This window comes from Streptomyces caniferus (assembly GCF_009811555.1).
GTDB lineage: Bacteria > Actinomycetota > Actinomycetes > Streptomycetales > Streptomycetaceae > Streptomyces > Streptomyces caniferus.
Map to the genome: position 1 here is coordinate 20,147 of NZ_BLIN01000004.1, position 21,651 is coordinate 41,797.

24 protein-coding genes are annotated in these 21,651 nt (G+C 70.3%); 11 read left to right on the forward strand and 13 right to left on the reverse strand.

The window, feature by feature from the left end; all coding sequences use genetic code 11:
- Positions 1 to 53: 53 nt before the first annotated feature.
- From Scani_RS16195 to Scani_RS16205, 3 genes are all read right to left on the reverse strand, one after another.
- Complete coding sequence (locus tag Scani_RS16195; protein ID WP_159476180.1) at positions 54 to 350, reverse strand: hypothetical protein; 297 nt, start codon at positions 348 to 350, stop codon at positions 54 to 56.
- Between the two features lie 240 nt (positions 351 to 590).
- The gene (locus tag Scani_RS16200) at positions 591 to 989 is read right to left on the reverse strand and encodes a hypothetical protein (protein WP_159476183.1); all 399 of its coding nucleotides are present in this window, start codon (positions 987 to 989) and stop codon (positions 591 to 593) included.
- The gene (locus tag Scani_RS16205) at positions 986 to 1,270 is read right to left on the reverse strand and encodes a hypothetical protein (RefSeq protein WP_159476186.1); all 285 of its coding nucleotides are present in this window, start codon (positions 1,268 to 1,270) and stop codon (positions 986 to 988) included. The genes Scani_RS16200 and Scani_RS16205 overlap by 4 nt, the downstream gene beginning before the upstream one ends.
- A gap of 217 nt (positions 1,271 to 1,487) precedes the next feature.
- Between Scani_RS16205 and Scani_RS16210 the strand changes: the two genes are divergently transcribed.
- Both Scani_RS16210 and Scani_RS16215 read left to right on the forward strand, forming a co-directional pair.
- The gene (locus Scani_RS16210) at positions 1,488 to 2,357 is read left to right on the forward strand and encodes a DUF6192 family protein (protein WP_159476189.1); all 870 of its coding nucleotides are present in this window, start codon (positions 1,488 to 1,490) and stop codon (positions 2,355 to 2,357) included.
- Between the two features lie 144 nt (positions 2,358 to 2,501).
- A complete protein-coding gene (locus Scani_RS16215) occupies positions 2,502 to 2,915 on the forward strand; it encodes a hypothetical protein (protein ID WP_159476192.1) in 414 nt (137 codons plus the stop codon).
- Positions 2,916 to 2,984: 69 nt separating this feature from the next.
- Here Scani_RS16215 and Scani_RS16220 read toward each other — a convergent pair whose 3' ends face one another.
- The 3 genes from Scani_RS16220 to Scani_RS16230 form a co-directional block, all read right to left on the reverse strand.
- A complete protein-coding gene (locus Scani_RS16220) occupies positions 2,985 to 3,464 on the reverse strand; it encodes a DUF6233 domain-containing protein (RefSeq protein WP_159476195.1) in 480 nt (159 codons plus the stop codon).
- On the reverse strand, positions 3,457 to 3,810 hold the full coding sequence (locus Scani_RS16225) for a DUF8825 domain-containing protein (RefSeq protein ID WP_159476198.1): 354 nt from the start codon (positions 3,808 to 3,810) through the stop codon (positions 3,457 to 3,459). Before Scani_RS16225 ends, Scani_RS16220 begins: the two co-directional genes overlap by 8 nt.
- 184 nt (positions 3,811 to 3,994) lie before the next feature.
- Positions 3,995 to 5,362, reverse strand: coding sequence for an NsdA family TPR-like regulatory protein (locus Scani_RS16230; protein WP_159476201.1), 1,368 nt, complete (start codon positions 5,360 to 5,362; stop codon positions 3,995 to 3,997).
- 201 nt (positions 5,363 to 5,563) lie between these two features.
- On the opposite strand from Scani_RS16230, the gene Scani_RS16235 reads away from it, so the two are divergent.
- The 5 genes from Scani_RS16235 to Scani_RS16255 all read left to right on the forward strand — a co-directional run bounded on the left by Scani_RS16235 (position 5,564) and on the right by Scani_RS16255 (position 9,481).
- Positions 5,564 to 5,689, forward strand: coding sequence for a lasso RiPP family leader peptide-containing protein (locus Scani_RS16235; protein WP_159476204.1), 126 nt, complete (start codon positions 5,564 to 5,566; stop codon positions 5,687 to 5,689).
- 149 nt (positions 5,690 to 5,838) lie between these two features.
- On the forward strand, positions 5,839 to 7,665 hold the full coding sequence (locus Scani_RS16240; RefSeq protein WP_159476207.1) for an albusnodin/ikarugamycin family macrolactam cyclase: 1,827 nt from the start codon (positions 5,839 to 5,841) through the stop codon (positions 7,663 to 7,665).
- The gene (locus tag Scani_RS16245) at positions 7,649 to 7,945 is read left to right on the forward strand and encodes a PqqD family peptide modification chaperone (protein ID WP_159476210.1); all 297 of its coding nucleotides are present in this window, start codon (positions 7,649 to 7,651) and stop codon (positions 7,943 to 7,945) included. The genes Scani_RS16240 and Scani_RS16245 overlap by 17 nt, the downstream gene beginning before the upstream one ends.
- The gene (locus Scani_RS16250) at positions 7,942 to 8,364 is read left to right on the forward strand and encodes a lasso peptide biosynthesis B2 protein (RefSeq protein ID WP_246295910.1); all 423 of its coding nucleotides are present in this window, start codon (positions 7,942 to 7,944) and stop codon (positions 8,362 to 8,364) included. The genes Scani_RS16245 and Scani_RS16250 overlap by 4 nt, the downstream gene beginning before the upstream one ends.
- Positions 8,365 to 8,449: 85 nt before the next feature.
- Positions 8,450 to 9,481, forward strand: a complete 1,032-nt coding sequence (locus tag Scani_RS16255; protein WP_159476213.1) for a protein-L-isoaspartate O-methyltransferase family protein — start codon at positions 8,450 to 8,452, stop codon at positions 9,479 to 9,481.
- A gap of 368 nt (positions 9,482 to 9,849) precedes the next feature.
- Here the strand turns inward: Scani_RS16255 and Scani_RS16260 are convergent, their stop codons facing one another.
- On the reverse strand, positions 9,850 to 10,467 hold the full coding sequence (locus Scani_RS16260) for a 2'-5' RNA ligase family protein (protein WP_159476216.1): 618 nt from the start codon (positions 10,465 to 10,467) through the stop codon (positions 9,850 to 9,852).
- A gap of 13 nt (positions 10,468 to 10,480) precedes the next feature.
- Positions 10,481 to 11,962, reverse strand: coding sequence for a helix-turn-helix domain-containing protein (locus Scani_RS16265; RefSeq protein ID WP_246295911.1), 1,482 nt, complete (start codon positions 11,960 to 11,962; stop codon positions 10,481 to 10,483).
- Positions 11,963 to 12,219: 257 nt separating this feature from the next.
- Between Scani_RS16265 and Scani_RS16270 the strand changes: the two genes are divergently transcribed.
- Positions 12,220 to 12,471, forward strand: a complete 252-nt coding sequence (locus tag Scani_RS16270) for a hypothetical protein (RefSeq protein ID WP_159476219.1) — start codon at positions 12,220 to 12,222, stop codon at positions 12,469 to 12,471.
- Positions 12,468 to 12,869 (forward strand): DUF6415 family natural product biosynthesis protein, encoded by a 402-nt coding sequence (locus Scani_RS16275; protein ID WP_159476222.1) that lies wholly within the window; start codon positions 12,468 to 12,470, stop codon positions 12,867 to 12,869. The genes Scani_RS16270 and Scani_RS16275 overlap by 4 nt, the downstream gene beginning before the upstream one ends.
- Before the next feature lie 217 nt (positions 12,870 to 13,086).
- On the opposite strand, the gene Scani_RS16280 is transcribed toward Scani_RS16275, so the two are convergent.
- Both Scani_RS16280 and Scani_RS16285 read right to left on the reverse strand, forming a co-directional pair.
- On the reverse strand, positions 13,087 to 13,614 hold the full coding sequence (locus Scani_RS16280; protein WP_159476225.1) for a hypothetical protein: 528 nt from the start codon (positions 13,612 to 13,614) through the stop codon (positions 13,087 to 13,089).
- A 45-nt stretch (positions 13,615 to 13,659) separates the two neighbouring features.
- Complete coding sequence (locus Scani_RS16285) at positions 13,660 to 14,544, reverse strand: helix-turn-helix domain-containing protein (protein WP_159476228.1); 885 nt, start codon at positions 14,542 to 14,544, stop codon at positions 13,660 to 13,662.
- A gap of 1,173 nt (positions 14,545 to 15,717) precedes the next feature.
- On the opposite strand from Scani_RS16285, the gene Scani_RS16290 reads away from it, so the two are divergent.
- Positions 15,718 to 16,458 carry a hypothetical protein gene (locus Scani_RS16290; RefSeq protein WP_159476231.1) on the forward strand — a complete coding sequence of 247 codons (741 nt, stop codon included), beginning with the start codon at positions 15,718 to 15,720 and terminating at the stop codon, positions 16,456 to 16,458.
- 451 nt (positions 16,459 to 16,909) lie between these two features.
- Here the strand turns inward: Scani_RS16290 and Scani_RS16295 are convergent, their stop codons facing one another.
- Positions 16,910 to 17,620: an HNH endonuclease family protein gene (locus Scani_RS16295; RefSeq protein ID WP_159476234.1), complete on the reverse strand. Its 711-nt coding sequence runs from the start codon at positions 17,618 to 17,620 to the stop codon at positions 16,910 to 16,912.
- Positions 17,621 to 17,827: 207 nt separating this feature from the next.
- Here Scani_RS16295 and ku point away from each other — a divergent pair, with 207 nt between their 5' ends.
- On the forward strand, positions 17,828 to 18,619 hold the full coding sequence (gene ku, locus Scani_RS16300) for a non-homologous end joining protein Ku (protein WP_159476237.1): 792 nt from the start codon (positions 17,828 to 17,830) through the stop codon (positions 18,617 to 18,619).
- A gap of 27 nt (positions 18,620 to 18,646) precedes the next feature.
- Here ku and Scani_RS16305 read toward each other — a convergent pair whose 3' ends face one another.
- Together Scani_RS16305 and Scani_RS40250 are read right to left on the reverse strand one after the other, a co-directional pair.
- The gene (locus Scani_RS16305) at positions 18,647 to 20,161 is read right to left on the reverse strand and encodes a hypothetical protein (protein ID WP_159476240.1); all 1,515 of its coding nucleotides are present in this window, start codon (positions 20,159 to 20,161) and stop codon (positions 18,647 to 18,649) included.
- An 822-nt stretch (positions 20,162 to 20,983) separates the two neighbouring features.
- Entirely contained in the window at positions 20,984 to 21,538 is a 555-nt protein-coding gene (locus Scani_RS40250; RefSeq protein ID WP_174872708.1) for a hypothetical protein, read from the reverse strand.
- Positions 21,539 to 21,651: the final 113 nt, after the last annotated feature.

The window sequence follows — 21,651 nt, forward strand, 5'->3', positions numbered from 1 at the left end:
GAAGGGGCCGGCGTCCCGAGAACGGGTTAGGAGGGCCTTCTTCGACCCGATGCTCAGCTTTCGTTCGGTTTCTTGCTGGTCAGGGCAGTCAGTAGCTCAACAACCCGGGCATGGTTTCGGTCGAGCTTGGCGCTGAGGATCTTGGCGTTCAGACCGCGCATCTCTTCGATGAGCTGGTCCACCTTCTCGTCCAGCCTGCTCACCTTCTGATTCAGGTTTCCCACCTGGATCTTCGCCGCGGTGAGATCCGACTTCACGATCCCGAACTCGCGGGCTGTCGTCTGCTGCCCCAGTTCGAAGCGGTGGGTGAGAGCAGAGAGCTCGCTGTGCGCGGTGGGGTCCTCGGCCACGCGGGGCACTCCTGCCAGATCGTGGAAACAGTGGTCACCAGGCGCTCTACGGTATCGCGGCAGCTGATGGGCGAGTTCACTCGCTCGGCCGGCAAGCCATCGAAGCCGCGAACCGCTGGCGGTCCAGCACGGCCGTTTGCCGTCAGCCGCCGCATGGAGCGTGGCGTCGTCCAGGCGGTCTGCTGAGCCTCCGCAGGGCGGTGGCCGGAGTCTCGTATGCCCGAAAGAGCCACACGGCCGTCAGTGGAAGCCGAGCATTCCGGGTGAGTCGATGTCGACGGTGACGACGCCGGGCGGGTAGGCGTCCTCGTTGCCGGTCAGCAGGATCGACATGCCGGTGAACTCGGGGCGGGGCAGTGCGCAGTACAGGGCGTGGCAGGTGTCCGGACCGCCGTAGCCGTCGCGGATCATGGTGCCGACGCTGACGGCGGCCATGGTGTCGAGGCTGTCGACGACCACGGAGGAGAAGGCGAGGACGCGCTGCGAGAGTCCTTCTTCGCCGGCTTCGGCCTGGGCCAGGCACAGGGCGGGGATGCTGAGGTGTTCGCCGGGCGTCTTCGCCATGTTGCCGACCAGGAGGTTCAGCGTTTTGTGGCCGCCGGCGAGCGCCTTGACGGCGCTGGTGTCCAGGATGATCACGCTGCGGTGCCTCTGGCGGCCCGGACCTTCTCGGCAGCGATCTTGTAGATGTTGCCGAGCACGTCGGGGGCTTGCTCGAACTCCTCGTCGGGGATGTCCACGCCCATCATGCGGCGTACGAGCTCCCGGTCCGCGGCCAGCCGTTCTGCCCGCTGTGCCGCAGTCGGCTGCTGGGCGGCAAGCGCTTCGACCAGCTGGCCGATGCTCACGCCGCGCTCCTTGGCGAGCTCGGCAAGGTGGTCGCGGGTTTCCCGCTGCACCTGAATCGTCGTCGAAGCCATAGATGAACTATAGCGGCACTACAGCGTCAGATTCGCGGTCGCTACGGCACCCTCCGGCACGGTGGGTGCCACCTCCCCCGACTGTCGGTCACACGGCGGCGCGCTGACCGCTTCAGGTGCGCGGACACCCCCTCACGCCTTCAAGCTGCAAGGGAAATGACCGATTAATCCACTTCACCCTATAATCGAACATACGGTGGGCTTTGGAGGTCCCCTTATGACTTCGACGCTGGCCACGGACTACACCTCCCAAGACTGGAAAGACCTGGTCGCGGAGGGAAAGCGGGCGACCGGATCGGAAGGCTCCGCCCAGTTCAAGCTGGGCGACTTGGGGCTGACCCTGGTTCCACTGCCGCCGAAAGGCAAGCGGCTGCCCATGAAGGCGTACAAGCTGCTGGCGAACTTCGCCGAAGAAGTCGGTCAAGACGCAGAGCGCTTCGAGCAGTACCGCCTTTGCGCAGGCGCCTGGCCCAAGGCGAAGCGCAACAAGGATGTCTGCTGGACCGTGCACTACCTCCTGTCGCACCATCCGGACCGCTTCATGATGATCAACCATCCACCGCTTCACCGGCGTACCGGGACGAACCGGTGGACGGTCGACGGAGCCCGTCGTGTTCTTGGGCAGAAGATCCATGTGCCGGAGTCCATCGAGGAGCAGCTCAGACAGATCGAGGATCTTCTGGACGACGAGCAGGTGGCGGTGCAGGTCGTCGAACGGGCAATGCGCCGGGAACCGGTCCTGCGGCAGGTCGCGAAGAAGCCTCACGTCCGTGAGAGCTTCAACCGTGCCCAGACGGAAGAGATCCGTGAAGCGCACGAGACGACCAGGAAGCGTCCCGAGGTCCGTCGTCTGGACGAGCAGTCCGAAGTCCTGAGGGTTCTCGGACTGTGCCACGCCTTCGCACACGGCATCGGCAGGACCCTTCCCGGCCTCCACCTCGCCGAGCTGTCCGAGGACGCCCAGGATTCGATCCGCGAAGGGCTCCAACGGGTCTCCGCAGCCGTGGAGTGGACCGAGCACGTCCTGCGGACCGGAAGCACCGACATGGACGAAGCGCTGGCGCGGTTGATCGAGGGAGAGACGTGACCGGTACCCGACTCGCACTGCCTCGTCTGACGCGCGCACCCGCGAGGGAGTCAACAGACGCAACTGCACATAGCTGGACAAGGTAAGGAGCTGGGCGCGCGGTGGCGCCCCCTGGTCCAGCCGGGGCGCTAGGAGACGAGCACCATGACCGCGCACATAAAGCCAGAGCAGACGGCCCGGAGCGTCCTGGACGCTCTGCGCAGAGCCGGCGCCCGCGGACTGACCCTGTACGACTTGATCGATGCCACCGGCCTCACCACCTCGCAGGTACGGCGAGGGCTGGGCTACCTCAGGGAAACCCTCCCCGACCTCAAGAACAGCAACGCTGTGTACTCCTACTCCCCCAGAGGCCACCTGTACCGCACGCAATACGATCAGGAGGCCGTGGAGGCATACGAATTGATGCGTATCGCGGGAGAGTCCACACGCAGCTACCGCATCCTCACCGGCACCGTGATCCCGCACGCCAAACAGTCCAAAGCCAAGCAGATCCGGCTGCTGCGTCGGCACCTTCAGCTGGTGGTCGACGAGACCAACGACATCCTGGAGCCGGGCTGAGAAATCTGAAGCTTGCGGGACCACCATCGGCGGACCGCCGGCAAGTGACTGATCGGGCCGACCCGCAGATCAGCGCGGGTGTTGCAGGACGGTCTCGGGACGGCACACCGGGCACGGCACAGTGACGTCCGGCCCGGCGAGTGCCGCCAGCGCCTCCTGGTCGCTCACCATGCCGCCCTCCGAGGCCGCCTGCGCGCAGTCGGGGCGATGAAGGTAGGCATCGGCCCAGCCGTCACCCTGGGGCGGCGGGGACAGCCGCCACCGCTTGCGTTCCTCGGGCGGGGGAAGGTCGAGGCTGCTGTAGTCCTCCCCCTCGATCCGCTGGACGACGGGGTGCGGGGCACAGAAGCTGATCTTGCGGGAGGTCAGGGCCGGCCCGTGTCGGCGGTCGTCACTCCGGTCGGGCAGCTCGATCTCCAGGTCGTACCACCACACACCCGAGCGGTCCCGGCGCCGACGGACCACCCCCGCCCGCAGGTGCTGGCCGTCCGGAAGTGTGACGTCGGCCTGCGGGAGCGCGTCCGGCGCCAGGTCGTGCTCGTCATCCATCACGGGGCGGGGCGGCGTCGGGTGCCGGGACGTGCTTGAGCGCGGAGCGCGCGGTGACGGGGTCTGCGCACGAGGCCCAGAAGTCGTGGACGAAGATGTGGTTGACGAGTTCCATCTGGCGGGCGCGCAAGTCGTTGACCTGCCGCTTTTCCTCGTCGGTCCAGCCCGGGGAGTCGGGGCGCTTCGACTCGAAGTAGCGGCCGCCGTCCTTGGTGTGCGTCCACCCCGGCAGGGGCTCCACCGACCAGGGCAGGCGCTTGTACAGGGCGGACAGCTCCGACCGGACGCTGTTCAGCTCCAGCTGGGCACTCACCAGATCACGCGGAAAATCGAACGTTTCTGCCATCGTGGCTCGATCATATTGCGCGGCGGGCGCCACTTCACTGCCGACACCCCTGCGGGATCCGCCCTGACGTCGGCAGGATTCGCCCTGGCACGACATGCCTGAGCTGGTCGCGGTGCGCTTCGGCAAACAGCAGGTCGGTGCCGTGCGCCGGCGCGGTCCTGGCCGACAGCAGGGGTTCCGTCGGTCAGGCGCTGGCGAGGAAGTCGATGGCGCGTTCGTCTAGTTCGGCCGCGCAGCGTACGCCGCGGGCGCGGAAGCGGGCGAGGTCACCGCGCATGCGGGTGACGGCCTTGCGTGTGCGGACGGACCGTACGCCGTCCATGTGGTCCAGGGCCCGGTTCCAGGTGGCGCACGCCTGCTCGATCTGGCCGCGCTTGAGCTGCATTTCGGCGCCGGCGACCAGGTCCAGAGCGACGATCCGCGCGTAGGTACCGGCGGGGCGGGCGCCGGCGGCGCGTCCGTATTGCTCGGCGGCGGTCCGGTGGTCACCGAGGGTCTCGTAGACCTTGGCGTTGCGCGAGTACACCGACGCGGCCGGAGGTCCCCAGGCCAAGGCCCAGAACGGCACTTCGTCGCCGGGGTCGGCGGTCAACAGGGCACCCGCCCGTTTGGCTTCGGCGAGGGCGTTCGTGCGCTGTCCGGCCTTGGCCAGGGTGTGGGCGTGAACGGCACGGAAGAGGGATTCGGTCTGGGCGTCGACCTTGCCCTTGGCGCGGTTCAGTCCTGTCTCTGCCAGGCCGAGGCAGTGTTCGGGCCGGTGCAGCTTGAGCCCTTGCATGGCCATCGTGCGCATCACGAAGCCGTCGTGCCCGGTGATGCCGGATTCGGCGGCGAGCGCGTAGGACTGAAGGTAGTAGCGCTGCGCGAGGCCCTGTTGGCCTGCGTCGTAGGACTTCCAGCCGAGCAGGTGTACGCCGCGGGAGGCGGCGGAGAGCATGTGCTGGCGGATTTCCGCGGTGCGGAAGCGTCCTCGGCACAGGGGGGCGACGTCGTCGCGCAGGTACTGCACGAGCGCGCTGCGGCCGTGTTGTCCGCCGTGGCGTTCATCCATCTCGGAGAAGACGCGCACCATGTCGCGCACGGCGGCGACTTCGGCCATGCCGACGGTGTGGCCGGAGCGGGCCGTAGCGGTGCGGTCAGCGATCTCCTCCACGTAGGTCAGGGGCAAAGCAGCGGCGGCCACCGAGTACGCGGAGGACGTGAGGAAATGGCGCCGGTCCAACTCGAACCTCCACATCGGCAGCAGTGCGTCGATCGGGTCGGCCCCGAGGGCCAGCCCGATGCTGTCATCCTCCTCAGGATCAGCTAATCCGAGGTCGGCCGGGGTGAGCAGGCGGCCGAGCCGCCTGGACAGCGCGACAGCGAGGTAGCGGCCGGTGTCGCCGTGGGGGGTAACGCCGGCGATCCAGTGCTCGACGGTCGACTTGTTGGTCCGTAAAGACGTGCCGCATTCGGCGGCCACCGCGCGCACCGCCTTGGCCATGGCGGCGTAGGTCAGGCCGGACTCGGCGACGAGCTCTTTGAGCTGCTGGTTTGGCGTGCGCGTGGCCATGGGAGCACCTGCCCGTATACCCGATATACCGCTTGCCCTGCCCGCCACCGTACCGCCCTACCGGTGCCGTGGGTTGACTGTTCGTCAGGCCGAGCGGCGGGTCCAAGCGGTTCCCCCGGCCCTGCTGTTCGGCCCGGTACGGCCGTCTGCCTCGCGCCCACTGGCGGGTGCGGGGGACGCAAGAACCTGGAGGTTTCGATCATGGAGCAGACCACCACCCCCGTCTACAGCGCGCCGGTCGTTCTGGATGCCGGCGACGTCGTCGCGGTGACGCTGGGCACCAACAACTTCGACACCGCCGACAACACCGAGTACAAGAACGCCTGAGTCCGTGGACTGCCGGGGCCGGCAGGCAATGAGCGCCACGGCCGGCCCCGGCACTAGGAGGCGCCGGGCCTGTTCCTTCTCGTGCTGGGGCACGGGACGGGCGGCCCGGCGCCTTCGCCTTTCGACGAACGCATAGAGGGGAGAGGCCGATGAGGTGGAGCGCGGGATGGTTCGGCGGCACCGGGCACGACCGGCTGCCCGCCGGGGGCCGGGCGGTATCCGGCCTGGAGGGAACATGGACGGTCGGGTGGCCGGGAGGCCGGGTCCGCGCCGTGGGCCAGGGCCCCGTCGCGCTCGCGGTGATCGGCGAATGCGGCGCCGACAACGAGCAGTTAGAGCGTGCCCTGCCGGTGGTGCGGGCGAAGGGATGGCGAGCGCTGACCCGCTGGCCCGGCTCCTACCTGACCATTGCCCGTAGCGGCGAGGCGTTGGCGGTGATCGGTGACCTGGCCGGTCAGCACCCGGTGTACTGGCGGACCGAAGGCGCTGGGACATGGTGGTCGACTTCCGCCTCTGCTCTGGCGGCGCTGGACGGGGCTCCGGCCGATCCGACGGCGCTGGCTGCCCACCTTGCCCTGGCCCAGCCGGACGTTCTGGGGCAGTGGAGCCTGTTCCGCTCGGTGAGCCGGGTGCCGACCGGGCACCTGCTGCTGCTCACCCCACAGGGCGCGGGCACCGTCCGGTACGAGCCGGCCGAGTACGAGCCGGTGGGCCTGCGCGATGCCGCGCCGATGGTGCGGGCCGCGCTTACCGAGGCGGTCGGTGTCAGGTGTGACGGCCGGCCGGTCAGTGCGGATCTGGCAGGGCTGGACTCCACCGCGCTGGCCTGCCTGGCCGCCCAGCGCGGTCCGGTGACCGCGGTGACCTTCGCCGATGCACGCCTACGTGACGACGACCTCGCTTACGCGGTGCGAACCGCGGCCACGGTGCCGGGCCTCGCCCACCGTACGGTGCCCGGGAGCCCCGAGACCGTCTACTACGCCGGTCTTGAGGACCTCTCGACGCTGCCGGTCACCGACGGCCCGAACGCGTACGCGGTGACCGCCTCCATCATGCGCGCTGTCCTGGACCCTCTCGCCGCACGCCACCGCGCAGGTGTGCACCTGACCGGGGCGGCCGGGGACGCGGTGTTGTCCGCGCCCTCCTCCTACCTGGCAGATCTCCTGCGCGAGCGGCAGCACCGTCGCGCCTGGCAGCACGCACAGGCCCATGCCCGGCTGCGGCATACCTCCGCCCTGACTCTGCTGCGGCGGGCCCGCCCGGCAGCCCGTACGGGCCTGGCCGGGGCCTGGCGGCAGACCGCGGCCGAACTGCGGCGCCCTGCGCGCCCGTGGGTGCCGCAGGCGGAGCGGCCCGTGGCCTGGACGCCGCTGCTGGCCACCGCCGACTGGATGAGCCCCGACGTACGTGACCGTCTTGCGAGCGCCCTTGAGGTCGCCGCTGAACTGGCCGGCGCACCCGCCCGGCTGGCGGCGTGGGCAGACCGCCAAGACCTCGCGCGGGTCGGGGCGAACACCGCCGGGTGGCGTGAGATCGCGCTCGCCGGTCACGGCATCGAGATCGCCGCCCCCTTCCTGGACAGCGAAATCATCCGGGCCTGCCTGGCCGTACCCGCCGACCAGCGCGGCACCCCGGGCCGCTACAAACCGCTGCTGGGCGAGGCATTCGCCCATACCGGCGTGCTGCCACCGTTCGTTCTGGCGCGGGTGACCAAGGGCGGCTTCAACGCCCTCTCCTACGCCGGCCTGCGCGAACACGCCCCGGTGCTGCAGCATTTGCTCGGCCCTTCCTCCCGGCTGGCCGCCGCCGGCCTGGTCACCGAGGCACCGGTAGCCGCCGCACTTCAACGGGCCGCGGCCGGACAGCCCACCGCCCAGGGCGCCCTGCACCTCGCTGTCGCCGCTGAAGTCTGGCTGCGGCAGCTGGAGACCGCCCCGGCCTGGTGGGAGGTGAACTCCCATGTGGCGACTGCGTGAGAGCACCCATCCGGTCCTCACCGACGAGGGCGGCGCCCTCTTGGACGAGCGCACCGGACGCTGGACGCAGCTGCCCCCGACCGCATCCGCTGCCGTGATGCTCCTGCTGGCGGGCGGCACCGAGGAAGAGGCCACCGGGCAGTACGCCACCCGCTATGGCATCGGTGCCGAGCAGGCCGCCCTCGACATCCGCACCGTCGCCGAAGCACTTGCCGTGCAGGGCCTCGCCGCCACCGGCCCCGTGCGCCGCGGCCGCCGCTGGTGGGGGTGGTGGCGATGACGAGCATGGAGGCGTACTCCACGGTCCGCACCGGCACCCTCCTCGAACGCTGCGCGGCGGCGGCCGGCCTCGCGCTGGCCCTGGTGCTGCTACGGCTGCCTTTCCGCCACACCACCCGCGCAGTCCGCTTCGCCCGGCGGGCCGGGCGCCGGCCGCTGAGCGCAGCACGGGCGGAGGCGCTGGTCGAAGCGGTGCGGCACACCGGCCGTCTGTGGCCGGGCCGCGCCGCCTGCATGGAGACCTCGCTCGGCGCGGTCCTGGCCGCAGCCCTGCTCGGGTGCCGCTTGCACTGGTGTGTGGGAGTGCGGTTCTCCCCGCCGCCGGTGGAGTACCACGCCTGGGCCGAACTGCCCGAAGAAGGCCCGGTGGGCGAGTACACCTGGGCCGGCTGGCACCACCACACCGCCCTGACGATCTGACCCGCCCGGCCTCTCTGGGCGCCGTGTCCTTCACTCGCCCGGAGCAGTTGTCGCATACGCGTACCCAACCTCGAAGGAGTGAGCCGTGAGCGCCGTCGCCCTGGCCGCCGAGCACGTCCCCGAGCGCCACTACACCCACCACGAAGGCCGCGGCCCGACGCCGCACCGCTCCAACCCCGTGGTGATCCACCGCGAACTGACCACCCTGGACCTGCGGCCGCACATGCGAGTCGCCGAATACGGCACAGGCTCGGCCTACTCCACCGAGCTGATCGCCCGCCTCGTGGGCCCCGAAGGGCAGGTGACCAGCCTCGACATCGACGCCTATCTGACGCGGTGGGCCAACATCATCCTGGCCGAACGGGGCCTGGAAAACACCCGCTGCTTCACCGCCGACGGCACGGCCGGCTTCCGTGAGCGGGCCCCGTACGACCGGATGGTGGCCTGGTGCACCCCGCCGCTGCTGCCCAAGGCATGGACGGACCAGGTCGTCGGCGGCGGACTGATCGTCGCGCCGCTGCCGATCGCGGACGTGCCCAACATGACAGTCGTCGCCAAGGTCCGCGTCCGCAACGACGAGCCCGTGGTGGAGGCGGTGTTCACCGGCGGGTACATCGAGGCGACCGCCTCCCCCAAGGGCGACCTCGACCTTCCCGGCCGCTGGGTGGACTGGGAAAACCGCGTCCCCGGCCCCTCCTGGATCTCCCTGGCCTGGCGGGCACAGGACGACCGGCTGCACACCGGCGCCCGCACCGCCCTGGACAGGCTCCTGAATGCCGCGCACACCGAGCCGTACGAGGGCGGTGACGTCGACGTCGACTGGCCCAGCTGGCGCACGTTCGCCGCCGCCCTCGGCAACCCGCAGCTCACGATGGCCGGGCTCCGACCGGACCTGTGGGCCATCGGCCACTCCACGACCGAGAGCGCCGCCGTTATCCAGCAGGACGGCGTGATCCTCGCCGACAGCCCCGACTCACCGTCGCTTTTCGCCCTGCGGGACTGGCTCACGGCCTGGGAGAACGCCGACCGCCCGGCCCCTGAGACCTACACGCCAACCCTCATCCCCACTGGCAACGGGCAGAGCCCGGCCGGCTGGCACCTACGACTGTCCCACTAAGCCGGAGGCGGCCCAGACTCGGTTCGGACCCGGATCCCGATGTTTCCGGCGGTGTGCAGTAGGTGAAACTGGGTGAGCTCGGCGGCTGGATTCTGCGTCCGGCCGATGCTGCCGCCGCCGGGCCCCTCCCCCTGCTTGCTAAATGATGATCGGGATTGCTTCCACGGCGCAGCCCGATCCGATCACCACGAGCGTCTCCACCGGCACGGCGCCGAGGATCTTGCCGAAAAAGTCGACCGAGTCGGTGCATTACAGCTGGGCCCGAGCGGTCTCGCTGGCCTGGCCCCCGCCGCTAGACGATCTCCTGAAACGTCGCCGTCAGGTCCGGTGCTACGCCGCCGGTGCGCCGTGCGCACCGGCTGCTCCTGCTACCCGCTGAGGGGGAGCTGCGTGTGGGCTTCCCACTCGTACATCCGCCGGTCCCGGTGCAGGACGATCAGCTCGACCTGATCCACATGCACGGTGACCGGCTCGGCCTGCACGGTAGCGAGGGCGGTGCGCACCGGCGCGGCGGGCCCGTCGGCGTTGCTGTAGGCGATGGTGATGTGCGGACCGAAGCCGTCGGCGGGCTCTGGGACGGTGGCCCAGACGCTGCCGATGGCGTCGCGCAGCGCGGTCCTGACGGCGGCCGGCGGGCCGCTGGGGGCGGCCTCCCAGCGGATCGCCTCGGGGGTGATCTCGGGCCGGTGGACCGTCAGATCGAAGCCGGGGATGACGGCAAGACGGCGTTGGGCGGCGGCGAGGATGACGCGGAGGTCGTCGTCCGGTACGCGATCGGCGAAGTCGAGCCCCTGCGTGGTCAGGTGCAGGCACTCGTCGGGGACCAGGTCGAGGCCGGCGACGTCGGCCAGGGCGCGCCGGTAGTCGGCGGCCAGGCGGTGCAGGGCGCGCGCCTGCGGGAAGGTGAAGTGGAAGGTGAAGAAGCGTGCGCCCGGGCCCCAGCCGGGCCGCCACCACCAGTGATCGGCCATGCAGTCGGTTGTCATGGGCCGCATCCCATCAGTCGGCGCCCCCTCCGGCCAGAGGGCCCGACGGGAGAGCGATGCGGCGGGGTGCCGATTCGAGGCACCAGTGCTCGACCGCCGCCTGGAGGTGGCTCGTTTCCCGACTGCCCGCCATCGGGGATCGGGCGACGTCGCCGGCAAACTCCCGCAGCCTCGCCGCGACGGGAGCCAGACGCTGCTCGGGCGCCAGGGCTAGCACGGGCTGGAGGGCCTCCAACGCGCCGTCGGGGTGCCCGAGGGCGACGTGCGCGGACGCGAGGGTGATGCGCATCTGCGCCTCAGTCCCGTACGCGCGACGGGCGGGGAGAGCCAGGGCCGCGGCTGCATCGTCCCGGGCCGTCGCTGCGCGCCCGACGCGCATGGCCACGCCGGTCGTGTAGTTGAGGCGCCGGAAGTCGTCGCAGCTGAACAGCCCCCCGACGTCGTCCGGGTCGCGCTGCGCGGCGCGGGCCTCCTCGACGTGGTGCAGCGCCTCCTGGGCCTCGCCGATGGCCCCGAGGCGCGCCCAGACATCGGCCTCCTGGCACGCAAGGAGCACCCCCACCGTTCCGGGCGGGCGGTGGGCGGCGCCGCGGCGGGCGTGGGTGACGGCCTCGCGCATCCGACCGTCCCACAAGGCCACTTTCGACCGCGTGGAAAGCGTCCAGGCGCGCAGACCGTCATGGTCGGCCAGCTCGGCGCACAGCCACGCAACACGCCCCTGGGTGTCGGCCTGGTGGGGCTCGTCCAGGTCGGAGCTGATCCAGGCCAGCAGCCCGCACAGGTAGCCGGCCAGCACGTACAGCTCCCTGGTCTGCCGGGGGTGCTGGTGCCCCTCCAACAGCCCGAAGATCTTGTCCCGCAGGCGCCGGGCCGCGGTGAAGACGCGGAGCGGCGGATCGGCCGCGACGTAGGCACGGGCCAGGGCGCGGACATCGGCCGCCAGCTGCTCGCACGACAGGTCGCCGACGTTAGTGGACTCCGCCCACATCGCCCAGACCGCCGACTCGTCCGCGGCGGCCTCCACCAGGGCACCGCCCACCGGTTCCGGCGCGAGCACCGGTGCCGGGGGTGGCGCAGGGGTCGGCGAAGCGGAGGCGGGCCTGGGCTCCAGCAACTGTCGGTCGGCCGGCGGGAGGTGTGTGCGGTCCTCGTAGTCGAGCAGCTGGGCTACACCACACCCGTAGAGTTCGGCGAGCATGACCAGCACCCGCGGGGAGGGCTTGCGTCCCGAGGACGCCGGCCACTTCTCCCATTTCGCGATGAGCGATGCGTCGGCGGCCACCTCCACCCCGCGGCGTGATCCGCCCAGGTCGTTCATGCGGTCGGCGGCGGCCTGCAGCGTCAGGCCGTGCGCATGCCGCCACGCTTCACGTGGGCGCAGGCGAAAGCGTGTCCGCATCTCCATGCTGATCTGCGCCAGGTCACAGCCGGCCTCCGTCATCTCCTGCCTGAGCCGGTCCCGGTCGCGTTTCGTGCCGGTCGGATGTGGGGCCATGTCCGCTCCTCGACGGTGTGCCTGCCCTCACGGTAGGGCGGCAGCGGAGCGCGCAAGCGTCAACCGGACGTTTTGCATGGGCTGTCGGCGCCACACCTGCCGTGCCTATCGACGTCAGGGCAGGTCGCGACGTCCTGTGGTGTCCACAAAAGTTGGGCTCCGGCGCCCGCGACAGGGACGGCGTGCCTTGGAACTGTGGAGTCATTCCTCCTGCCGTCCCGGAGACGGCAGTTCGCAGCCCGCATGAAGGGGCCGTCATGGCACGCCCGACCACCAAGAACACCCAACGCGACGCCCACCTGGCCGGCGCTACCGCGGCCTCGGCTCTCGCGGCCGCCCTGGTCCGGCTGGGCATCGTCCTGCCCTCGCTGCGCGGCTCCCATCCGGTCAACGGCCGCGGCTTCGTGGAGCTGGGCGGCTGTAACGCGGAGCTGGCGTCCCGGCTGGCGCAGCGCATCAACGAGGCTGCCGATGCGCTGGATGCCTCGAGGGCGGGGGCGGGGCGGTGACCGTAGTGTACGACCTGGACGGCCGGCTCGACGCGGAGCTGGGCCTGTCCCAGGACCGCGCGGCGCACGCCGGGTTGGTGCAAGCTGTCATCGGCTGGGCTGGCCCCGGCCCGGCCCCTGCCCTTCAGCCCCGCGACTTCGAGCAGATCTCCCTCCAGCTCACCGGGCATGGCCGGGTGGTGGCAGCCGAGCTCCGGTATCTGTGCGGGGGCCTTCCACCGCGTGCCGAGCCGCGCGTTCTGGCCGAGGTGGTGCTGGAGGAGGCGGAGCGGCGGCTGGGCCAGCCGCGGCTGGGAACCGCCCGGTGTGCGCAGATGCGGGCCCGGCAGGTGCGTGCCTTGTACGAACGCCTGGACCGGATCCAGGGCGCCCGGCTGGCTGCGACACCACCCTCCTGACAGCCTGCAGCTTCCCCCGTGGCTCAGGCGAATTGAAGCCCCGGCGCACCGCACTCCACCGCGGGCGCTGGGGCTTCTCCCATCGCGCGACCAGCGGCTCGGGACAAGGGCGGCCCCCGCAGAGTCACGCGCCCTCCGAGCACGCCCCCGCGCCCCTCCCCCGCCGCGATCGATCACTGAGCTGGGGCGCCGGTCGCCGGCGACGCATCCCCGGCGGCTACGCCTGCCGGGCCGCTCGCCAGCATGCGCGCAGAGCCGTGGCCGTGCCGGCGGCCAGGCGGCGGTCGAAGGTGGCCAATAGTGAGGTGACGGTGGTGGATTCGGTGCCGAGGGTGGCGGCGGTGGTGGTGATGCTCAGTCTCATGATGCGGTGCAGGACGGCGGCGTCGGCCTCCGCGGCGGGGACGAGGGCGTAGAGGGCGCTCGCGGGGGTGTTGGCGGGGGTGTGGGCGCGCTGGATGCGGTGGGTGAGGGCTTCCCAGGCGATGGCGGTGGTGTGGTGGCCGGCCAGGGCCTGGTTCCAGGAGGCCGCCAGGTCGCCCAGGGCGCGCTGGACGGCGTCGGCCGCGGTGTCGTGGTTGGCGAGGAGGTGGTGGGCGAAGTGCTGGTAGATCTCGTGGTGGAGCTGGCAGAAGGCTGCGAAGTCGGCGGGCAGGACCACGGTGATGGCCTGCTCGCCGAGTGGGGGATGCACGGGGGTGGTGTGCGGGCTGGAGCCGTCGGCGGTGAGTGAGGCGGGCGGCATGGTTCCCCCAGGTGTTCGGTGCGGAGTGTGGTGTCGGTGAGTGGGTTAGCCGAAGGCGGCAGCCGGCCAGGAGGGCCCTTCTCCGTCTCCGTCGCTGCCCTGATCGGCGGCTGCGGGCGGGGATTTGACGTGTTCCCACAGCGGGCGGATGGCCTGCGGGTCGCCCTGCAGCGCCGCCGTCAGGTCCCTGACCACCGGCCAGCGCAGGTGGTAGTCGGTAGGGGGAGCGTCAGTGCTGGTGGCCAGGAGGGCCTCGGCCGCGCGGGCCGTGAGGTGTGCGGTCTTCTGGAGGCGCGGGAGGTCGGGGCTGGATGCGGCCAGGTACAGCCCGCGCAGGGCCGCTTGAAGGGTACGGACCGCTTCTGCGTAGCTGCGGGGCGGTGGGATCTGGAGGGAGTGGGCCCGGTTCCACAGGAACATCAGGTCTTCCGGGTCGGCCTCGCAGGCGAGGGCGAAGCGCTTGGTGACCTCCCAGGTGGGTGTCCGCTCGCCGGAGGTGATCCGGTAGATGTACGAGGCCGACACCCCGGTGAGGTAGGCCAGACTTCCCACCGTGGTCTTGCTCGTGCGCCGCAGGTAGGACAGCGCGCACGAGAGCGGGTAGCCGGCCTGGCCCGGTAGCAGCGGGTGCGCTGATGAAGGCGTGGTGCCATCCCGGTTCTTGGGCACCGCTGGCTTGCGGGGGCGGGCAGGTCCGCGTTCCATGCGGGCCTTGAGCATCTTGTCCACTCTCTCCAGCGAGTAGTTGGTCTTGAGGGTGCTTTCAGCCGCTCCCACCACCTTCGCGATGTCCTTCCAGATGGCGCCGTCGGCGAGGGCCTGGCGCACGGCGACCGCGGTGATGTCGTCCAGGTCGCGCCGCAGGGCGACGCAGATCTGCAGCATCTCCAGCGGGGCAGCCGGCACCGGACGCTGGGAATTGTTGGCCATCGCCTGAGCCTTGCTCAGTACGGCCCGGGAAAGGCGTACCGAAGCGGCACCGTACGAGCGTGGGCTGGAGGGGGTGGAGGTACGGCGCCGGTAGCTGGCGCTGCGGCAGCTGCCGCTGCAGTACCGGGGAATGCGCCCGGTGGAGTGGGGGCGGGGAAAGACACGCTGGCATCGTTGGCAGCGAAGGGGTCGCTCGTTCTTCCTCATCGACTATCCGTGTGAGAACAGGGATGCGTGAACACGTCGGTTGTGTTCATCCGCAGGGAGTTTTCGTGACGTGACAGCAGCGAATATGTCGCTGCCAAGCGCCACGAAACGGCCCGCGTATGGGTGCGGGCTTGGCTCGGGCCCGGCCCGGCCCGGCCGACGGTGCGGCGGACCAGGCCGGGCATGAGGGCCTGTTAGCTCTGGCGCCGCGAGCGACGAGCGAGGTAGGACCGGTTTGCCACGTAGGCGAGCGGCGTCAGCACCACGATTGCGGGCACTACTGCCGGCCCGTAGATGAGGACAAGACCCAGTGAGGCAACGGCGACGAACGCCCCGGCACCGATGTTGACAGTCGTGTCGACAAGTCCGGGAGTTTGGGGCTCGGGCGTATGGCGCATGCTAATTTCGAACCCGCTGGTCAGACCGGCGGGACGCGAACGAGGGTGCACTCTCACTCCTTGCTTCGTGGTCACAGATGAACGCAAGAGGGCCCTGCGGAATGGTTGGACGCCGCCACAGGGCCCTCTCGCGTTGCCGACCCTAACCCCTCGCATGCACAGAGAGCGACGAGTTCGTCACGAAAGCGGGTTTGAGGTTCATCGGCTACACGAAAGCAATACCACCTGCCGCGAGGTCGGAAAGGGCGGCGAATTTTCCCGCACCAGCGGACCACGCGTGTCGAACTTTGCGATAAGCGACCGCAAATGACGTTGTGTCGATATAGTGCCCCGCCGCTTCCGAGCCCCATCATGTCCCACTCCCGGAACAGCCACGCGCTACTCGCCGATGCCGATCTACTCGACGCGGGGAGCGCCGGCACACCTTGGCCCCCGCATCCGGCTCTCCGTCCCGGGGTACCGAGAGTCCGCAGCGGAGCAGGGCCGACAAGGCGATCGTCCAGAACCCACTCCTGAGATGTGCCACAAGCGGTAGGACAGTGCACGGCACAACTGCTCGGGAGGGTTCATGGACGTCGTACGGGTACTGGTGCTGATCGCGATCGGCTGCGCGATATGGGCGGGGTGGCAGCTCCACAGCTTCCCGGGAGGCCGGCGCTTCACCTTCAGCTCGGAGCACGCCGGCGAACGAGAGCACCTGACCGCGGCCCGGCGGAAGTGGCGGGAGGCAGAGAGCACTTCGTACCGCCGGGTGGCGGCGGCCAAGGCGCAGGAGCACCGGGCGCAGACGCTGCACGACGAGCGGATCCGCCGCGCGCAGGAGGAGCTCCAGCGGGTGCGCTGGCCCGGCCGGGGAGAGCTGGTGGAGGAGCGCGGGGCGATGTCTCTCCACCAGCACGTACTACTGATCGCGGACGAAGAGATTCCTCTCGTCCGCCTGTGCATTCGCTTCGAGCAGGACCGGCAGGAGAGCCACATCTACGCCACCCGGCCGGACGGATCCGTCCGCTTGACCTCGTTCCTGAACACGGCGCACGAGGAGGGCGGCGTTCGCCGGTTCGCCGTGCGTATCGAGAACGCCGTCGCCGCGGAGAACACCTTCCGTGCCCAGCAGAAGGCGTTGACTGCCCAGGCCGAGAAGAACCTGAAGGAGGCCCTGGCCGACACCGGCGCCCGGGACACCGCCCGCCTCCACCTCGCGCAGGCCACCTCGCTCCACAAAATCGACCACCGGCGTAAGACCGCTCGCGCCGAACTGGACGCGGCCCGGAAAAGGTGGCAGTCCCTCACGGGGAAGCTGCCTCACTGACTGCGGCATCGTGGCGGCCGCACAGCTCCGCGGCGAACCCAGCCCACCCACGGGACCTCACCACAGTCCAGCGCCCTCGGCGCTGGACTGAACAGTGACGACCGGCACTCAAGCGACCGCGGCCATCGGGACTGTCGTAAAGCCTGCGGCTGACCGGCGCCGTCACCTCCCGGCCTTGTCCGGGCCGCCATCCGCAGTGGCGGCGGCCCTGCTCGTCGAGCTGGGCGAGCTCGCGCTCTTCGGAGAACACCGCGCCGTCATCTAACCGCACCCTCACCCGTTCAGCCCACGAGCCAACCACTCCACGGCAAGGGCGCAGGTCAAGAGCTACCCCGTTGTTTTGTGAGCTACCGGAGCCCCGCGCCGTCGCCGTCCCCAAGAAGTCGTGTCTCTGGAAGGACCGCTGACCGTGAGCCGGCAGAGCGCCGCGACGATCCCTGCCAGCGGCGGGCTACGGCGCCGGCGTAACCGTCACCGTCGCGTCCTTGCAACCCGCGGCGGTCGTGCGCAGGGCCTTGATCTCGGCGCGGTCGGCGGACAGCTGCCAGCGCAGCTTCGCCGTGACCCAGTCGGTGGCGTAGGTGCAGGTGGCGTCCTTGGCCGGCGGCATCCACTCGGCCGGATCCTTGTCGCCCTTGGTCCTGTTCGGGCCCAGGCTGACCGCGACGAGACTGCGCTCACCGTCCAGGTCGTTGGCGTACTGCTCTCGGCGGTCCGGCGTCCACTTCGAGGCGCCGGAGTCCCAAGCTTCGGCGAGGGGGACGACGTGGTCGATGTCGAGTTTGCGGGCGTCGGTGACGGTCTTGTCGTCGTAGTACGAGCGCCAGCTGCCGCCGGTCAGCTTGCAGCTCTTGCCCTGCCGCGGCTTCTTCACCGCTTCGGCCAGGAGCACTTCCTTGCGGGTGTCGCAGCCGTTGTGGTCGGCGTCGGTCCACAGGTGGAACTTGTCCCGCTCGTATCCGGAGCGGACCTCGCGGGCCACCTTCAGCCGGCCGATCGCGTCCGTCAGCCGAAGGCCGTCATCGGCGCCGCCGGACGGCGAGGCCGTGGGATCCCCCGGCGACGGCTTCGCATCCTGGTGGGAAACGCCGGGAGTGCACGCGGCCGCGGACAAGACCAGCAACGGGCAGGCCACAGCAGCCAGACGGCGCGCGGAGAACATAGGGCTCCCAGGTCAGATGAGATGTCAGCCCCATGGGTCTACCCATCGCACCAAGGGCCGTCAACCCGGGAATGCGCCGCGAACGCGGTTGATGGCCGCTGCCAGACCACGCGGGCGAGCCGGAAGTCCTGGCGGGCGGTCCCCGGCGGAGCGCGTCGTGGAGTAGTCCGCTGTGCGTCCTGCCAGCGCCCGCCGGAGGGTGGGGGCATGGAAACCAACCCGCCGATGCGGACCGTCTGGCGCGGCGCCGTCACCTTCGGAATGGTGGTCTTGCCCGTACGCCTGGTGTCTGCGACCGAGTCGCATCGCGGACGTTTCAGGGAGATTCACCACCGCGACGGCGGCCGGATCCGTCACAAGCGCGTCTGCGAGACGGAAGGCGCACAGGAGGAAATCCCGTACGGCGACGTCGGGCGGGCGGTGGAGCTGCCGGACGGACGGCTGGTGCCGATCACCGACGAAGACCTCGAACGCCTCCCTCTGCCCACCAAGCACACGGCGGAGGTGCTCGGCTTCGTCCCGGGCGCCGATATCGACCCGATCAGCTACGACCGCGCCTACTACGCGGCCCCCGACGGGCCGGCCGCGGACCGCCCATACGTCCTGCTGACCGAAGCCCTCGCGGGCACCGGCTCCGTGGGCATCTGCAAAATCGCCCTCCGCCAGCGCGAAAGGCTGGCGGTCCTGCGCCCCAGACGCGGGGTGCTCGTTCTGCAGACCCTGCTGTGGGCCGACGAAGTGCGTGAGCCCGGGGACCTGGGCCCGTCGGTGCCCGTCACCGACCGGGAACTGCAGCTCGCCGAACTGCTGCTGTCCGAGCTCACCGGGATCGAGGTGCATCAGCTGGAAGACGAGTACGGTCACGCGCTGGAGCAACTGGTGGCGGCCAAGATCGAGGGAGGCGAAATCCCGGAACTGCCGGCGCCGCAGCAGCCTGCCGTCGACCTGCTGGACGCTCTGGAGCAGAGCGTCCAGGCCGCCCGCCGGTCCCGCCAATAGCCCGGCGGGCGGTTCTTCGGGGCGTGGTCAGCGTGTGCGGGGCGGGGTCATGCGGGCGTGGAGCAGGGTGGCGCGGGTGAGTTCGGCGCCGTGCTTGTGCTCCTCGTTGAACAGCGTGGTCAGGCCCTTGGGGGCCTTCCAATGCTCGCGTAGGTTCACCGTGGCGGCGAGGTCGTCCAGAAGCGCGTCAACGACGGCCGCGGCCTCGCTGGGCCGATCGCCTCCGCCGTTGCCCCACCACAGGTGCGCGGTCGGTGTGCAGGGCGCGGGGTGAACGTGGCCGTCGCTGGTGGTGATCCACATGGTGTGATGCAGCACCGCCGAGGCGAGCTCCGCGCCGTTGGCCGGCAGCGACAGCGGGACGTAGAACCGCCAGAGCGACTTGCCGCCCTGCCCCGAAGTCCGCAGGGCAGGCATGTCAGTGAGCGGGTCGATGAAGAACGCGTCCGCGGAGTCGCCGTGGGCGAGCACGGCGTGGGCGGCGGTCGGGTCGCACATCGTCAGCCGCCGGGCCCACCGTTCGACGATCGTGCCGGGCCGGTCGGGCACCTCGGTGAGTGCCCCGTACGGCAGCAGGCCCGGTTCACGGCCGACAGCGACCTCGAGCGCGGCGACGGCGTCCGGGTGATTGCTCAGGGCCAGCTTGCGCCAGCCGGCGGTGACGACTTCTCGGTCGCCGCCGGACCGCAGGGGGTGGCCGGTGGTGTCGGGCACGGCGGCGATGACGACAGGGTTCGATGACTCGCCGTACCTATCCCTGCCGAAGATCTCGTTCTCGTGCTCGCAGTTGTCGGTTCGGTCGTTGCGGATGTCGTTGGCCATGTCCGTCACAGCCAGGTGCGAGGTGACATCGAAGGCGTCGTTGCGGGCGACACGGCGCAGGATCTTCTCGGTGCGGTTGGCCGGCACCTGGGCGACGGCGGCCGGGGCGCCGGGCTTCCATTCACGGATCAGCTCCGGCAGGCGCAGCAGGTCCGGCCACCAGGGCAGCGGCTGCCCGGCGAGGGCTACGACGTCGCCCCAGCCGGCTTCGTACTCGATGCCCGGGTGGGCGGTGTCGGCGGCGACGAGGGCAGGCCCGGTGATGCCCATGTCGCCGTACAGGGCGCACACGACGCGCACACCGTCCGGGTTGCCGGCCTTCGTCAGGTCGGCGGCGACGTCGGCGGCGGCCTGCCGGTCGTCGTTGTGCACGATGCGCAGGGTCCCAAGAGCGGTGTGCCAGTCCAGTGCCGGCCCTCGTACCGTCTCCTTGTATCCGCCCCACCGGCCGGGCGTGAGGTCTTCGGGCAGCGGACGGAGCAGGAGCGCGCCGCGGTGGGAGAACTCCGGAGTTTTGGCTGCCCACCGGTAGACCTGGGTGCCGTCCCAGACCTCTTCAGGATCCTTGTTGTCACCGAACGCCGCGAACGGGTCGTACGGCGGCTCCGTCGGCTGCGGGAAGTTGTCGTACTTCCGCACCAGCCGCCACAGTCCGAAGGCGTTGACGCCCAGCATCTCCTGGACTTCCGTCTTGGTCAGGTAGCTGCTGCTCACACCCATGATGCTCCTCGCCGTCCTGGGGCCGGTGGTGGCCCAGGCCAGATCATGGGACGGACCGGCTGGCAGCACGCCGGAAGCGCCGAGCCCTGCCCGGTTCCCCACCTGCATTGGCTGAGAAGCGACGCAAGATGCGCAGGCCGCCCGGAGCGATCCGGGCGGCCTGCGTAGCGCGGTCTGAACCCTGGTGTGTGGCCTGCCCGCTCCGGCTGTCCATCCTGTGGTCATGCAACGGTGACCTGGAGCTGGAGCGCGCGTTGCATGTCCACTTCGCCGCTCAGCGCGACCACGGGGAATGGTTCACTTTCCACCAGAACCCAGTAGCCGCTGTTCGGGCAGCCGTCGAAGGCCCGCTGGCGAGCATCACGCGGACCACCAGTAAGTCCCTCAAAGAGAGGCGCCATGGCGACGTTGCCCGAGGAGCCGGCGCAGAGCCTCGAAGCGGAAGAAGCGCAAGCCCTGGCCAGGTACCGGTCGCGCCAATCCGCTGGCGATCTGGCGTACGCGACACAGGAGCAGGTGCGGGCCCGGCTGGGCCTGAGCATCGAGGGAAGTCGTACCGCGTCGTCTGGGCAGAGTCAGCCATCGATGCGGCCGCCCGGTTCCTGAAAGGCGACCGCGGGGCGCTCGGGCAGCGGGCCGGCGCAGGTCCGGGTCGGCGGCCGCCGTGGCGGGTCCGGTCTGCACGGGCGCGGGCGGCAGGACGTGCAGGTTGTGGACGGTCGCGCCGGGGACCTTCGCGTTGGCGGCCGCGATCAGCTTCGGACGCTCCAGAACGTGCCCTTGCTGGCCGGTCGATGGGAACAGCGGCGCGGGACGGCTCTCTCAGTCGCGCTGCCATGCGCGGACGAACTCCTGTTGGTCCTCCCAGGTCCTTCGGCCGCTGTAGGCGTGCAGGATCTGCCAGGCCGCGCTCTCCACGTCGCGCAGCCACAATTCGCCGATGTAGTCCGCCTTGTAGCCGCTCAGGTGGTTCGTGCCGATGGCCTTGCCGATCACCGTGGCGGCCGCCGAGCGCTGCTCGGTGTTCATCTCCGCCACCATATGCAGGAGCTGATCGGCCAAGGCGGTGCCGTCACCGTCGATGGCGCGCAGCAGCTGGTGGCGCAGGTTGCCGGGCAGCAAGACCGGATCGTCTGCCGCCTGCCACAGCTCGAACCAGAAATCGCGCGGCTTGTCACTGGGCACCGGCAGGCTCGCCATCAGCGAGATGAGCCGGGCGGTGGCCGCGTAGGCGGGTGCGTGCGCCACGGCCAGCAGCGCCAGGTCGGCGACCTTCTCCGCACTGAGTCGACCGGCCTCCAGCTCCGGCGTCATGTTCATCTGGTGTTCGAGGAAACGCGCGAACGACTCCGGTTGGTACACCCGGGGAACCAGCAACGACTCCACCCTCCAGCTCAGACGGTCCGACAGGGGCGATCTTCCCAGGTCGGTCTTGATCTCGCCGCGTCGTCACAGGAGTTGGCTCGATCTACGCGAGCTGGGGTGCCGGG